Origin of the sequence: Paenibacillus naphthalenovorans (genome assembly GCF_900099895.1) — a bacterium.
Taxonomy (GTDB): Bacteria; Bacillota; Bacilli; order Paenibacillales; family NBRC-103111; genus Paenibacillus_G; species Paenibacillus_G naphthalenovorans.
Window position 1 is genome coordinate 21,484 of the sequence record NZ_FNDY01000044.1, and the last position, 11,931, is coordinate 33,414.

At 59.0% G+C, this 11,931-nt stretch carries 18 protein-coding genes; 7 read left to right on the forward strand and 11 right to left on the reverse strand.

What is annotated here, in order from left to right:
• Positions 1 to 69: 69 nt before the first annotated feature.
• The 6 genes from BLT35_RS24125 to BLT35_RS24145 form a co-directional block, all read right to left on the reverse strand.
• Positions 70 to 1,116 carry a Nif3-like dinuclear metal center hexameric protein gene (locus BLT35_RS24125; RefSeq protein ID WP_074729994.1) on the reverse strand — a complete coding sequence of 349 codons (1,047 nt, stop codon included), beginning with the start codon at positions 1,114 to 1,116 and terminating at the stop codon, positions 70 to 72.
• A gap of 618 nt (positions 1,117 to 1,734) precedes the next feature.
• On the reverse strand, positions 1,735 to 2,088 hold the full coding sequence (locus BLT35_RS24130; RefSeq protein WP_074729995.1) for a Na-translocating system protein MpsC family protein: 354 nt from the start codon (positions 2,086 to 2,088) through the stop codon (positions 1,735 to 1,737).
• Positions 2,089 to 2,349: 261 nt separating this feature from the next.
• Complete coding sequence (locus BLT35_RS24135; RefSeq protein WP_074729996.1) at positions 2,350 to 3,132, reverse strand: class I SAM-dependent methyltransferase; 783 nt, start codon at positions 3,130 to 3,132, stop codon at positions 2,350 to 2,352.
• Positions 3,104 to 3,241: a hypothetical protein gene (locus BLT35_RS27235; RefSeq protein WP_175472054.1), complete on the reverse strand. Its 138-nt coding sequence runs from the start codon at positions 3,239 to 3,241 to the stop codon at positions 3,104 to 3,106. The genes BLT35_RS24135 and BLT35_RS27235 overlap by 29 nt, the downstream gene beginning before the upstream one ends.
• A gap of 46 nt (positions 3,242 to 3,287) precedes the next feature.
• A complete protein-coding gene (locus tag BLT35_RS24140; RefSeq protein ID WP_074729997.1) occupies positions 3,288 to 3,908 on the reverse strand; it encodes an SGNH/GDSL hydrolase family protein in 621 nt (206 codons plus the stop codon).
• Between the two features lie 54 nt (positions 3,909 to 3,962).
• Positions 3,963 to 4,700: an SDR family NAD(P)-dependent oxidoreductase gene (locus BLT35_RS24145; RefSeq protein WP_074729998.1), complete on the reverse strand. Its 738-nt coding sequence runs from the start codon at positions 4,698 to 4,700 to the stop codon at positions 3,963 to 3,965.
• Between the two features lie 201 nt (positions 4,701 to 4,901).
• On the opposite strand from BLT35_RS24145, the gene BLT35_RS24150 reads away from it, so the two are divergent.
• The 3 genes from BLT35_RS24150 (at position 4,902) to BLT35_RS24160 (ending at position 7,185) form a co-directional block, all read left to right on the forward strand.
• Positions 4,902 to 6,065, forward strand: a complete 1,164-nt coding sequence (locus BLT35_RS24150; RefSeq protein ID WP_074729999.1) for an iron-containing alcohol dehydrogenase — start codon at positions 4,902 to 4,904, stop codon at positions 6,063 to 6,065.
• A gap of 80 nt (positions 6,066 to 6,145) precedes the next feature.
• Positions 6,146 to 6,892, forward strand: coding sequence for a cyclase family protein (locus tag BLT35_RS24155; RefSeq protein ID WP_217634746.1), 747 nt, complete (start codon positions 6,146 to 6,148; stop codon positions 6,890 to 6,892).
• Between the two features lie 98 nt (positions 6,893 to 6,990).
• Positions 6,991 to 7,185: a hypothetical protein gene (locus BLT35_RS24160; protein ID WP_074730000.1), complete on the forward strand. Its 195-nt coding sequence runs from the start codon at positions 6,991 to 6,993 to the stop codon at positions 7,183 to 7,185.
• A 77-nt stretch (positions 7,186 to 7,262) separates the two neighbouring features.
• Here the strand turns inward: BLT35_RS24160 and BLT35_RS24165 are convergent, their stop codons facing one another.
• The 3 genes from BLT35_RS24165 to BLT35_RS24180 form a co-directional block, all read right to left on the reverse strand.
• Complete coding sequence (locus BLT35_RS24165; protein WP_074730001.1) at positions 7,263 to 8,447, reverse strand: Gfo/Idh/MocA family protein; 1,185 nt, start codon at positions 8,445 to 8,447, stop codon at positions 7,263 to 7,265.
• Between the two features lie 284 nt (positions 8,448 to 8,731).
• Positions 8,732 to 9,523, reverse strand: a complete 792-nt coding sequence (locus BLT35_RS24175; RefSeq protein ID WP_074730003.1) for a VOC family protein — start codon at positions 9,521 to 9,523, stop codon at positions 8,732 to 8,734.
• Positions 9,524 to 9,538: 15 nt separating this feature from the next.
• The gene (locus BLT35_RS24180; RefSeq protein ID WP_074730004.1) at positions 9,539 to 9,829 is read right to left on the reverse strand and encodes a substrate-binding domain-containing protein; all 291 of its coding nucleotides are present in this window, start codon (positions 9,827 to 9,829) and stop codon (positions 9,539 to 9,541) included.
• A gap of 44 nt (positions 9,830 to 9,873) precedes the next feature.
• Here BLT35_RS24180 and BLT35_RS27240 point away from each other — a divergent pair, with 44 nt between their 5' ends.
• The gene (locus BLT35_RS27240) at positions 9,874 to 10,071 is read left to right on the forward strand and encodes a hypothetical protein (protein ID WP_217634747.1); all 198 of its coding nucleotides are present in this window, start codon (positions 9,874 to 9,876) and stop codon (positions 10,069 to 10,071) included.
• Between the two features lie 10 nt (positions 10,072 to 10,081).
• Here the strand turns inward: BLT35_RS27240 and BLT35_RS26625 are convergent, their stop codons facing one another.
• On the reverse strand, positions 10,082 to 10,441 hold the full coding sequence (locus BLT35_RS26625) for a hypothetical protein (RefSeq protein WP_139170864.1): 360 nt from the start codon (positions 10,439 to 10,441) through the stop codon (positions 10,082 to 10,084).
• Between the two features lie 105 nt (positions 10,442 to 10,546).
• Positions 10,547 to 10,993, reverse strand: coding sequence for a hypothetical protein (locus tag BLT35_RS24195; RefSeq protein WP_074730007.1), 447 nt, complete (start codon positions 10,991 to 10,993; stop codon positions 10,547 to 10,549).
• Between the two features lie 64 nt (positions 10,994 to 11,057).
• Here BLT35_RS24195 and BLT35_RS27245 point away from each other — a divergent pair, with 64 nt between their 5' ends.
• From BLT35_RS27245 to BLT35_RS27380, 3 genes are all read left to right on the forward strand, one after another.
• Entirely contained in the window at positions 11,058 to 11,294 is a 237-nt protein-coding gene (locus BLT35_RS27245) for a hypothetical protein (protein ID WP_175472055.1), read from the forward strand.
• 89 nt (positions 11,295 to 11,383) lie between these two features.
• Positions 11,384 to 11,677 (forward strand): ATP-binding cassette domain-containing protein, encoded by a 294-nt coding sequence (locus tag BLT35_RS24200; protein WP_254777661.1) that lies wholly within the window; start codon positions 11,384 to 11,386, stop codon positions 11,675 to 11,677.
• A gap of 22 nt (positions 11,678 to 11,699) precedes the next feature.
• Positions 11,700 to 11,861, forward strand: a complete 162-nt coding sequence (locus BLT35_RS27380) for a hypothetical protein (protein ID WP_217634748.1) — start codon at positions 11,700 to 11,702, stop codon at positions 11,859 to 11,861.
• Positions 11,862 to 11,931: the final 70 nt, after the last annotated feature.

Here is an 11,931-nt window from a genome sequence, read left to right on the forward strand (position 1 = left end):
TATTCCTCCTTCAAAGTTTATCGTTTGTCTGCAAAAGCATTGCATCGCAAGCCTGTACAGCGATATGCGCTAATAAGTTTGCACCGCCCTGGGCGGCATGGACACTAGATGCGTCTCGGCCATCTGCTTTCCGTATTCCACCATCCGGCTATGGGCGATATCTTTGAGCGGCACCGCCGTGATGCGCTCCCGCAGCAGAAACACCTCGATCCCCGGAAGCAGCAGCTCCAGCGCATAGGCGAGCGGGAGCCCGTTTTCCATAATTTCCACCGAGTGGGAGTTGCCGACGATAAACGTCAGCCCCCTTTCCCGAGCCAGCGCAACGAACGGATGATCCTCCCTGACCCGGCTGATGCTGGCAATAATCGTGTCGGTTTCGGGATACATGCGCAGAGCCGTCTCCAGATGGCCGACCGAAAAGCCGGTATGCGGAAAAAAATGCAGCACATGCTTCACCGGGCTGTCCGGACCCCCGCTCAGCAGCTTGGCCGGATTCGCCAAGGTCGCCTCCTGCAGCGTCGTTTCCCCGCGGATCGCCCGCTCCGCCTCCAGCAGATCGACGTCGATATCCCGCCCCATCATCCGGTTGATCCGGGCCAATATGTCCCCGGCGGTCTGCACCTCCGGAAGCGCGATTCCTTTGTGCAGCACATTGCCGGGAATGCCGCCGAAGCAAATGTCGGTCGTCAGCTTGCGATGCCCGTGCAGCAGCGTCATCCCCGGGTGCAGCCCGTGGAACGCCTCGTGCATTTCGATCAGCGCCAGATCGTACAGCGGCAAATAATCGGCGAACGGCACCCCGCCCGAGCTTGCGGCATCCGCCACGGGATGGTGGACGACGATCAGGTCCAGCTTCATCGCCGAAGCCAGCTCGATCACCGATTCCGTCAGCGTCATGCCGACCCCGACGCGCGCCACCGGCTTATGCTTGTCGCCGAACACGAGCCCGGGAATTTCGATGACGCTTTTGCCCGGAATGTTGGAGGTCTTCATCACCACGTAAGGATTCGTGCCGGAAGTGACCTCGTTCCAATCCATCACCATCCTTCCTTTCGATATCCGGTTCAGCGCTTCAAGCACATCCGCCACGGCTATCCCTGTTTTTCCTGCTGTCATCTCGTTTGCTCCTTTCCCCTTCCTCCTGCCGCCTAGTAGCCCCCCACTTATATCCCCCAAAAGTGACGTGAAGCTCCGAAGCCAATTCCGATTACTTTTGGGGGAACCCCCACTTATATCCCCCAAAAGTGACGCAAAGCTCCGAAGCCAATTCCGATTACTTTTGGGGGAGCCCCCACTTATATCCCCCAAAAGTGACGTGAAGCTCCGAGGCCAATTCCGATTACTTTTGGGGGAACCCCCCCCGGTTATTCACGAAATAGGCTGCGCATCATTTCCTAGGCAACAAAAAAACCGCCATCATGAGCATACTGGGGCCTGCAGACCGGCCCGGATATGTCACAATTAGCGGTTGTAAAGCTCTCCGTCAGGAGTTCTTCAGCACCTGCTACTATGTAGGAACCGCTTGCCCGGCAAAATGGGATCGGATCTCTTTTCTCGTTAAAGGATTCGAAGCCTTAATGCCTGCAAGCATATAGGTAACGCGAATATTACATTCGGTACATGCAATATTCAGTTACTATGTTATATAACATAACACCAAATAAACGAAAATGCAATATTTTTTTGAAAATAAAGTTTATTGCGTTATGTATGCGTCATAAAAAATGACGCCATTCATTCCAACGGCTCCTTCAACAAAATGACCGTTCCCGAAAATTCGGTTTTCGGGTCATAATCTTTGAGCACCAGCCTCACTTCCAGTCCCAATGTGCTCTCGATTTGCTCCTTCAGCATTCGTTTGTTCGCTTCCATGAGCAGCGTGTCCACGCTGGCTGTCAGGCTGCGGTTCGACTCGTCCAGCACCTTCAAGGCCGGAATCCGCTTATGCGTCGCAAAAATAAACACTTTGTCCCCGGAAATTTCGATTTTTTGCGATTTGATGCCGGTTCCGAAAATTTCCTGATTGATGGAATTGTAAATTTTAATAATTTCCTGCTTTAACACGCCCGGCGAATATGAATGCTTCATTGAGGCTTCCCTCCCCCTTCATAACACGAACCTGACAGATCGTTTCCAGCATAACGCTCGCGCCGGCGGCGGCCCGCCGTCGTTGTACTATCTATTTCTACGAAAGCGGCCTGCAATCCTTTTGCCCGACAGGGATGCGATCAAAGAAAACCTCTCTCCGCACGCGAGCCGGCAGCCATTACGCAAAAACGCTTCCGAAACGACGACAAACGTCGGGCCGGAAGCGTCCTTGCACGTGCAAATCGATGTCGGAGCGGAGGTTCAATCGGCTTTTCGCGCGATGATAAGCTCGTGAATATACCGCTTTCGCACTTGCCCGCCGTATTCGCGGTCGATTATGCCGCCGATGCCATCCAGCAGCTGCGTGCGGCTGGCGGCATCCAGCGCGATATGGTTGGAATAGGTGGACAGCAGCTCGCAATACGTCTGACGGGTATACGTCTCTATCGTCTCCCAGGTGCGGACAACCGGCCTTTCGAACAGCCCGCTTGCCTCGAACGGCGCCGTATCGGACAGCAGCTCCTCCGGCTGCGGCAGCCGGAAATTCCCGGTGCCCGGCATATAGCGCTCGTAGCACGACTGCACCCGTTCGAAAAACGATTCGTCGCCGCCTGCGGCATGATGGTATTTGACGACCGCCAGATAGCCTCCGTCCTTCAGCACGCGCGCCGTTTTGCTGAACTTCACCTGCGGGTCGATCCAGTGAAAGGCGGTCGCCGAGAGAGCGAGATCGAACGGCTCCTCCGGCGGGAGCCAATCTTCGTAGGCGGCGGTCCGGATCTCCACGCGGGCAAACCGGGCCAGCTTCCGCCGGGCCACCTCCGCCATCCGCGGCCCCAACTCTACGCCGACGATCGAATAGCCGCGCTCGGCCAGCGGCAGCGTGGCAATGCCCGTGCCGCAGCCGATCTCAACGATGCGCGCCTCCGCCGGCAAGCCGGCGAGCCGGACCAGCTCGTCGAACAACCGGTCCGGATAACGGTTGCGCGCCCGGTCGTACAGCTCGGCCACTTCATTAAACGTCGTTCTGTTGTCGGTTGACAATTCCGATCACTCCTTCCGCCGTTTCCGCCGCACCATGCCATGCCGCGTACTTGGCCCGTTTTCGCCGGCTCGCATCGCCATGCCTGGCAGCGATACGCCTGATATACACCAATGCGCCTGGTACAGATGCCTGGCAGCGGTGCGCCTGACACCATTTACGACTGCTGCAGCCGGCTTCGCAGCTCCCGCGCAATAAATTCGGCCTGCTGCTTGCGCACCTCATCCTTAAAATGAACATGATCGCAGTAAACGTCCGGACCCAATGCCAGCGTAAACGCATACAAATCGAGCAGCGGAATGCGCTGCTGCTCCATAATCGCATCGGCGGCGGCGTTATAGTCGATGACGTCGCGATGGAACCGGTGAAACGACGTGTTCAGCCGGTTGTGCACCTCGTCGATCAGCGGCGTCGTCCTGAGCCAGAACACCTGATTGGCCATGGAAAGGGCGATATCCGCAATGCGCCGCATGTTCGCCCTGTATTGCTCCAACGGGATCTGCTTGCTGCCGCTCGCCGGATCCGTCTTCATATCGTGGAGGCCGCAGTTGAGCAGCAGCACATCGTAGCGAACCTGCTGCTCCCGCTGTTCCTGCAAATAGGCCAACACCATCCCGCTGTCGCCGCCGTTGGCGCCGACCGGAACGTTCAAATCCCGCAGCGCCTGCTCGGTGCCCCGCTTCCGGTCGTAGCCGAACTCCGGCACGAGCAGCTCCTCCAAATACGGGCCGTATTGAATGGAAATGCTGTCGCCGATCACATAAATTTGACGCTTCACCCTGTTCGTTCCTCCTTGTCGTATATCGGCAGTCCGGCGAATAGCCGCCCGCGGCTACATGAACATGCCGCCGTCGATCTTGATCAATTCGCCGGTAGTGAACGGCGCATGGGCGATCACGGCGAAGATCGTTTCCGCCACGTCGTCCGGCGTCGCAATCCGGCCCATCGGCGTACCTTCGGCCAATTTCGCGACATGATCCGACTGCCCCTCGATCCAGCGCGTATCGACAATGCCCGGGGCGATCGCGTTGACGCGCACCTCGGGCGCCATGACGCGGGCAAGCGACTTGGTCATCGTATTGGCCGCCGCCTTCGACACCGCATAGGCGATCGAGCTGCCCAGGCCGGTAATGCCTGCGACCGAGGTCAGGTTGATGATGCAGCCTTGCCGCTTTTTCAATTCCGGCGCCGCCGCCCGGCAGCAGAAGAACATGCCTTTTACATTGACGTTCATCACGCGATCCCAGTATTCCTCCTTCAATCCTTCCAGATCGTCATGCTTGACGAAATCGGTAACGCCCGCGTTGTTGACCAAAATGTCCAAACCGCCGAAAGCATCGACCGTTTGCCGAACCATGTCCCGCACCTGACTGTCATCCGACACCGTCGCTTGCACGAGCAAGCATTTGACGCCCAGCGCCTCGACCTCGCGCTTCGTCTCCAGCGCCTCCTTCTCCGATCTGGAATAGTTGACGGCAATATCCGCCCCCTCCCGGGCCAGCCGCAGCGCGACCGCCCTGCCGATGCCCGTTGCGGCGCCGGTAATTAACGCAGCCTTGCCTTTGAGCATGAACTTTCCCTCCTACGAAAACGGTTATGTACATCGCCAGGCCGTCGCCTGGGACGGAGCCTGTAAACGCTCACCTGTCTATCATACTATAATCTTCGCAGCTTGAGGTGAAATTTATAGTGATTCCGGGAGCGATCCGTACTAAAATAAGGTGGCGGGCATTCGCATGGCCCCGATCAATAGCGGAAAGGATGGGAAACGATGCCATTTACTTATTTTTTGCCGACTACGGTCAAATGCGGCGCGGGAATCAGTCTGACCGTCGGCGAAATACTTCGCCGCGACTTTGAAGCCGACGGCGTATTTATCGTGACGGACCGGGGAATCCGGGATGCCGGCCTGCTGGAGCCGATTCTGGCGAGCCTGCGGGAGCAACGCGTGGCGTACGGGCTGTTCGACGAAACCGAGCCGAACCCGAGCGCGGACAGCATCATGAACGGCATGGCGAAGCTGCAAGCCTCCGGAATGCGGCATGTGCTCGCCGTCGGGGGAGGCAGCAGCATCGACACGGCCAAGGGCATCGCCATCATGGCGACGAATCCCGGCCATATTCTGGATTACGAAGGCGTCGGCCGCATCCCGAACGACGGCTACCCGGTCATCGCCATCCCGACGACTGCCGGCACGGGCAGCGAGGTGACCGCATCGACGATCGTCACCAACGCTCAGACCCAATTCAAGGCGGCCGTTATCAGCCCCCGCCTGTTTCCGAAGCTTGCGCTGCTCGACGCCGAGCTGACGCGCAAGCTGCCGCCGTTCATCACGGCCGCGACCGGCATGGACGCGCTGACGCACGCGATCGAATCGTACACCTCCAAGGGCGCGACGCCGGTCAGCCGCGCGTTCGCTCTGCAGGCGATCGCGATGATCGGGCGGCATTTGAAGCCCGCCTATTTTGTCGGCGACGATATGGCGAGCAGGGAAAGCATGCTGGTCGCCTCGATGATGGCGGGCGCCGCCTTCGCCCAATCCCGGCTCGGCAACGTGCATGCGATTTCGCACACGCTCGGAGGCATCTTCAACATCGCCCACGGCGTGGCCAATGCGGCGCTGCTGCCTTACGTGATGCGGTTCAACCTGCCCACCTGCCCCGACAAGATGCGGGATATCGCCGCCGCGCTGGGCGCGGATACGACCGGCATGTCCGCCGAGGAAGGCGCCGCCCGGGCGATCGAGCTGGTGGTCGGGCTCAACGAGGCGCTGGGCATTCCGAAAACGATCAAGGAGCTGGGCGTGACGCTGGACAAGCTGCCCAAAATGGTCGACGACGCGATGAAAAGCGGCAATGTGCTGATCAATCCGCGGTTGACGACGCCGCACGACATCCGCTCGATTATTGAAAACGCCTTCCACGGCGTGCTGTAAAAGTAAAAGCGCATGTTCCATGTACAACTGTACAACGAAACGAATGCACGACATGAACCCGAAAGAAAGGCGGAACGCCCATGACCCAACCTTCATCCGGCTCGGCTGAAAGCGCTGTATCGAGCGCGAGGCAGCTGTCCTCGCTGCTCGGCCGCATGCAAATCGTCGATTTGTCGCACACTCTGGAAGAAGATATGCCGATTTATCCGACCCATTCGCGCTATTATCATACGCTGTGGGATTCGTTCGCAACCGGCAGCCGGGCGCTGCTGTACCAGCTTGTCATCAACGAGCATTGCGGCACGCATATCGACGCGACCGCGCATTTTATGCCGGAGGATCATCCCGAGCATCTGTACATGGCCGACACGCCGCTCGCCCGATGCGCCGGCCGCGCGCTGACGCTGGACTTGTCTTATTTCCAAGATACCGACCTCGTCACGACGGAAATAATACGGCAATGGGAGCAGGCCCATTATGCGATCGAGCCGGGAGACATCGTCAATTTCCGGTTCGGCTGGGACCGCTATTGGCAGCCGCGCTCCGTCAGCCGCGCCTACAGCAAGTCGTGGCCCGGACTGAGCGGAGAAGCGGCCGAATATTTGGTGTCGAAGCAAATCAAGGCGGTCGGCTGCGACGTGCTGGCCATCGACAGCTCGTACGCCGAAAATTCGCCCGCCCACTATGCGCTGCTCGGCAACGGAATCAACATCATCGAAAACTTGACGAGACTCGATGAAATTGTCGGCGAGTCGTACATGATCGCCTTCCCGCTCAAAATTAAGCAAGGCTCCGGCTCCCCGATCCGCGCGGTTGCCTTCAAGTAGCCGCAAGGCTTTGGCCGGCCGGCCAAAGCAGTCAAAGCAGCCGACCTCGCACGCCGCACGCAAAGCAAGCCCGCCCGGCCGGTTCGCCATGCGATCCGATGCGGGCGGGCTTGCTTGCATATGATCCGGCGAGCCGGATACAAGCTGCTTTGGCTGGCCGGACGCCTTATCCTTTGACCGAGCCGAGCAGCATCCCTTTATTGAAATATTATTGCAGAAACGGGTACACGACGAGCAGCGGCAGCGCCGTTAACGTAACGGCGGCCATCCGCACCGCGGGGCTGTACTCGTAGCCGTCGGTCGCGACCTCCAATCGAGCCGTCCGGCTTGATCAGCATTAAGCGGAGAAACACCTGCAACATAGTCCGCATTATTGGGCGATGTCCGCTCTTGCTCCTGTATGATGAGACACATAGGCCGAATAAATCACTTCGATGACCTCCTTGGCCAGCTGGCCGTCCGATACCGGCTCCCGGTCCTCCGCGACGCATTCCATAAAATCCTGCATCTCCTGCGGATAGCCGCGAATCCAGTCCTCGTCGGACGAGGCGTAATTCCAGCCGGCCTTCGTCTCCAGCTTCTCGGCGATATATTCCCCGGCGAATATATCCGCGCTCGGCGCATACACCATGATGCCGTCGTTCGGCGTCATATTGCACTTGATGACCGAGTTGGACGTATAGATGTCCATCGTATTGCGAATCCCGCCCAGCATGGCGAAGGAAGCGAAGATGACCGCCTTCGTGCCGTCCGTGAACGTCATGATGACGCTGGCCCACGTCTCCACGTTGACCCAGTCGGTCACCATCCAATGCCGCTTTTCCGCTTGGTAAGCGGGGCTTTTCGTGATCGGCGCCAGATCGGCGACGACGGACCGCACCCGGATCGGCTCGCCGTATTTCAGCCGGCCTTCGACATGCTTGAGATGAATGGCGGCGGCGATCGGATGCGAGCCGAGAATGAGCAGCGAGCCGCCGCCCGCCGTCTCAAGCCGCTTCGAGGCCCGGGCGTGGGAGCCGCTGTGGCTTTCCTCCGCGCGGATGTCGAGAATCGAGCCGCCGCCGGTCTTGAGCAGCCGCTTCGCCTTCGCGATGGCCGGCGCGTAAATCCAGTTTTCGGCGTACATGAACTTGACGTTGTTCGCGCGGACCGCGCTTAAGATCTCGTCCGTCGACCGCAGCGCTGCGGCCAGCGCGGTTCGGGCGTAGGCGGCGTCCGCTTCGCCGCCGGCCGGCGCGCCGAAATAGCCGGTGATCGGCTTCTCGCATATGATATGCTTGCCGGCGTTGGCCGCATCGATCGCCACCTGCGCGTGCATCACGTTCGGGATGCACAGATCGACCGCGTCGATCTCCCCGTCCGCCAGCAGCTCCTTGTAGCTGCCGTACACTTTGGCGATGCCGTGCTCCCTGGCGAACGATTCCGCCCGCTCCCGGCTGTTGCCCGCCACCGCTCTCAGGCATACGTCCACGCCGACTGCCTTTTTGTACGCCTCCGCATGCAGCGCAGCCGAAAAGCCGCTGCCGATGATGCCTACATTTACTTTTTTCGTCATACCTTATGCTCCTGTCCTCGACTAATCTGGTTTCTGTCTGTTGCGGCAGCGCATGCCGCGGATGCGGGCGCAGCCGAAGTCTTTTTTGCCCATTGACGGCTCCGCCGCTCGATTCTCTGACCGGCAGCTTCCGCGACAATGTGAAAAATGACGATCGCCGGAAATGATCATCAAGCTCGAAGCCGCCGCCACGCTTTCCATTCGTTTCGTCGTTTCGTAGCGAAGGGGACGGCTTTCCCCGCAATCATCCGGCCCGCGGCCGCTTCCGGGGAAAGCCTGCCCGCTTACAGCTCGCGCAAATCGCTGCGGTCCACCAGCTCGATTTTCTCGCCGTCCGGTCCCCGGAACACGGCCACCCGGCCCAGACCGGTGCCGGCGTTTTTCGGCGAGCCCGGCTCGAAGACGACGCCCTGGGCGGACAATTTCTCCACCATCGCATCGACGTTCGCGACGCGCAGCGCGATGTGGCCGATCAGGTCGCCCGCTTGCGGCTCCTTCTTATGCAAAAACTCGATCACATCGTAGCCGTGGTTCACATAGACCATCGTCAAGTCTCTGGGCGGCTCCAGATAAAAACGCTTCAGCACGGTCATGCCCGTCTGACCGCCGTAAAAAGCTTCAGCCGCCTCAAGATCGTTCGCCAGCAGCGAAATATGATCGAAGCTGAGAATGTCCGACGGCTTCACCGGCTTGCGATACGTGTCGTCCCGTTCGATCAGCTCGACGCGGACGCCGTTCGGATCGGACAGGAAGGCGATCCGGCCATGTCCCGAGCCGGCGACCTTCGGCTGCACCAGCGGCTTGTAGCCGGCCGCGATAATCGACTCGAAATCGCTGTCGATGCTGTCCGTCGAAAAAGCGACATGATCGAAGCCGTAGGCCGAACGGGAAGCGACGTCGCCGGGCGCGAGCAGCTCGACCATGCCCCCGGCCAGCTGCACATAGACGCATTTCGTATTCGTGGCCGGAATCATCGCCTCTCTGACGACCTGCGCGCCTAAAATCCGGGTATAAAAGTCGACCGATCGGGCCGCGTCCTTCACAAAAGCTCCGACATGATTCAATTCGTAGATCATCCTTATTCCCTCTCCTTATAAATGATGTATGGGCTTGCGCTTGTTCATGCCGCATGATTCCCGAACGGCCAGCACCGGCTCGATCTTCATTTTGACCGGCGCCAGCGACGACATCAGATTCCGGCTGTCGAGCAGCCGGAACAGCAGGTTGACCGAGCAGCGCGCCACTTCCTCGACATTGTACAGCACGGTGGTCAGCGGCACCTCCGCATATTGCGAAAACTCGACGCCGTCGTAGCCGATGGTCGCGATAACTTCCGGAAATAATAGGCACGCCAGTGTTGCGGATTTTGCGGATTTTTTCATAGTGTTCCGGCCGTCGGTCTCACCCCTTTCCTTTCGTACCGATTGTGCCTCGCCCGATGCGGGCGCGCAGCCGTCATAACCGATCCCGCAGCCCGGCCGAAAGCCGAATCGAATCGCTTACAAAGAAGCTGCTCCGTCCGGCGAATCGGGCAGGAGCCGTTCCCGGCTTTATGTCGCGCCTTCATGCCCGTTCGTTCGGCCAAACCGATCGACTGAATATTAACGTTAATATATTTGGCTGAAAAAATGATCCTAGGATACGCAGAAGCCCTGCAGGCGCGTCATTCTTGCGGCTTCGTTCGGGGATGCGGATGTGCTGGAAGCGGCTCTGAAGCTGGGCCGCGTTCCAGAATAAGAGACGGCTTGCTCATCGATGCTAACGGACACCGGAGCCTGCCGAGTTAGACGAGCATCAAGCCAAGAGATGGCGATCACGTCGTCGAAGCAGATCAGGGAACGACCAGGCCATATCGGCCACGGCGTCGTCGTTCCGATCGAGGAAGCGTTCCACGAGGACGACAGGCTTCGGAAAAAAGGCGCCGCCCGCAAGCTCGCTGCATTCGGCTTGCGGACCGGCGCCTTCCGTTCCACCAACAGCAAAGGCGTCACCACTTACAAACGCATCACCTCGCTGGGCCACGATTTTCTGGATTCGCGAGCATAAGGATACGTCGTTTTCCGTCAGACGCTACGGGCTGGCGACGGCGGTCGGCCTGTTCAACGCGGCGGTGTCGCTGGTGTCGCTTCCGTGCGCAGCGGTCCGGCGCCTTCCCACATCAGCTTCTGCATGATCGTACTCCTTGCGGGAAATCGGGTAATGCACAGCATGCCGGCCTCCTCCGCCATCCCGGCTACGCGCAGCGCCCGGCATGGCGGCCAAAGCCGCTCACGAAGCTGGGAGCGAAAATGATGGAGCGGCTTGCCCGGGGCGCGCGGGAGGCGGCGTTCTGCCGGTCGTTCTCCTTGAGCGCCCTGCCCGCGGCAGTTGGTTGAAAAAGCGTTGGAGCGCAAAGAGGGCGCGCTGGCTTCGACCGGAGCGCTGCGGGCCGTCACGGGTGGCCAAGAAGAAAGCCCATATCGTCCGCGGCGGACGGTATCATTCGAACCGCAAACATGATGCGCTCCCAGCCGCACGAGCAGGCTGCAAAAGCTGAGATGGGTCATTTTGCCAGAAATCCCGCATTCGCATGGCCAAAAAAATGATGGAGCAATCGTGCACACCGCATAGATGATCGTGTTTCGCAGGGTACCGGGCGATGCTGGAGAATCGTTCCAAAGTCACTTCGAACTCGGCCTTGATTTTGCCCGGACGGCTCGTCATGACGACCACCCGGTCATTCAGCCCGTCATGATCGCCGCCAACGCCTCCGTTCGAAATCCGCGCGGGCCATCGGCCGGTTCACCTTTCCCCAGTCGATCGAAGCGCGAAATACAGATCCTGCAATTGAATCGCCGCCTGAAGTAGAAGGGGGAGCAGATCATGGCAGATGCAATCGAGTACAGCAAAGGAAAAATTTGGTCGGGATTCCGAATTGATCGGCGCAATATTCGAGGGTGAATTTAACGATCAGGGAAGGCGAATTCGTATCGGTCGTCGGCCCCAGCGGCTGCGGCAAATCGACCTTGCTCAAGGTCGCCTCGGGATTGTTGAAGCCTGCGGAAGGCGAGGCGCTGCTCGACGGCAAGCGGATCGACGGCGTAACCGGAGAAGTCGGCATGGTTTTCCAGAACGACGCGCTGCTCCCCTGGAAGACGGTTTTTGACACATTCTTTGGCCCGTGCCGTACGGCCCCCCCCTATTGGCCCGGCGTAATGCCTTCGTATTTTTTGAACACGCGCGTGAAATAATTAACCGGGCCTGCTGACCACGGTGCAGGATGCGGGCAGATACGGCTACCAGCAGTACGGCGTCATCGTCATGTTGTCCCCGGATTTCTTGAATTATACCGCATTAGCGGTAGAAATCCGGGGACATGATTCCCAAATCCAGGGCGCCGACGTGTTGTTTCATGACCTATGCAGTTCGTGGTAAGACCTGGTAAAGTTCTGGTCTGGGTGTAACCCAAAGAAGCATTAAATAATGCTCTGGCCAAAACAATTCA

Excerpts from the sequence above, each read along its gene's own strand:
- BLT35_RS24125 (WP_074729994.1), bottom strand. The coding sequence starts at position 1,116 with ATGACAGCAGGAAAAACAGGGATAGCCGTGGCGGATGTGCTTGAAGCG.
- BLT35_RS24130 (WP_074729995.1), bottom strand. The coding sequence starts at position 2,088 with ATGAAGCATTCATATTCGCCGGGCGTGTTAAAGCAGGAAATTATTAAA.
- BLT35_RS24195 (WP_074730007.1), bottom strand. The coding sequence starts at position 10,993 with ATGACCCATCTCAGCTTTTGCAGCCTGCTCGTGCGGCTGGGAGCGCAT.
- BLT35_RS24165 (WP_074730001.1), bottom strand. The coding sequence starts at position 8,447 with ATGACGAAAAAAGTAAATGTAGGCATCATCGGCAGCGGCTTTTCGGCT.
- BLT35_RS24160 (WP_074730000.1), top strand. The coding sequence starts at position 6,991 with ATGCGGGCGGGCTTGCTTGCATATGATCCGGCGAGCCGGATACAAGCT.
- BLT35_RS24150 (WP_074729999.1), top strand. The coding sequence starts at position 4,902 with ATGCCATTTACTTATTTTTTGCCGACTACGGTCAAATGCGGCGCGGGA.
- BLT35_RS24180 (WP_074730004.1), bottom strand. The coding sequence starts at position 9,829 with ATGAAAAAATCCGCAAAATCCGCAACACTGGCGTGCCTATTATTTCCG.
- BLT35_RS24175 (WP_074730003.1), bottom strand. The coding sequence starts at position 9,523 with ATGATCTACGAATTGAATCATGTCGGAGCTTTTGTGAAGGACGCGGCC.
- BLT35_RS24155 (WP_217634746.1), top strand. The coding sequence starts at position 6,146 with ATGACCCAACCTTCATCCGGCTCGGCTGAAAGCGCTGTATCGAGCGCG.
- BLT35_RS24145 (WP_074729998.1), bottom strand. The coding sequence starts at position 4,700 with ATGCTCAAAGGCAAGGCTGCGTTAATTACCGGCGCCGCAACGGGCATC.
- BLT35_RS27245 (WP_175472055.1), top strand. The coding sequence starts at position 11,058 with ATGATCGTGTTTCGCAGGGTACCGGGCGATGCTGGAGAATCGTTCCAA.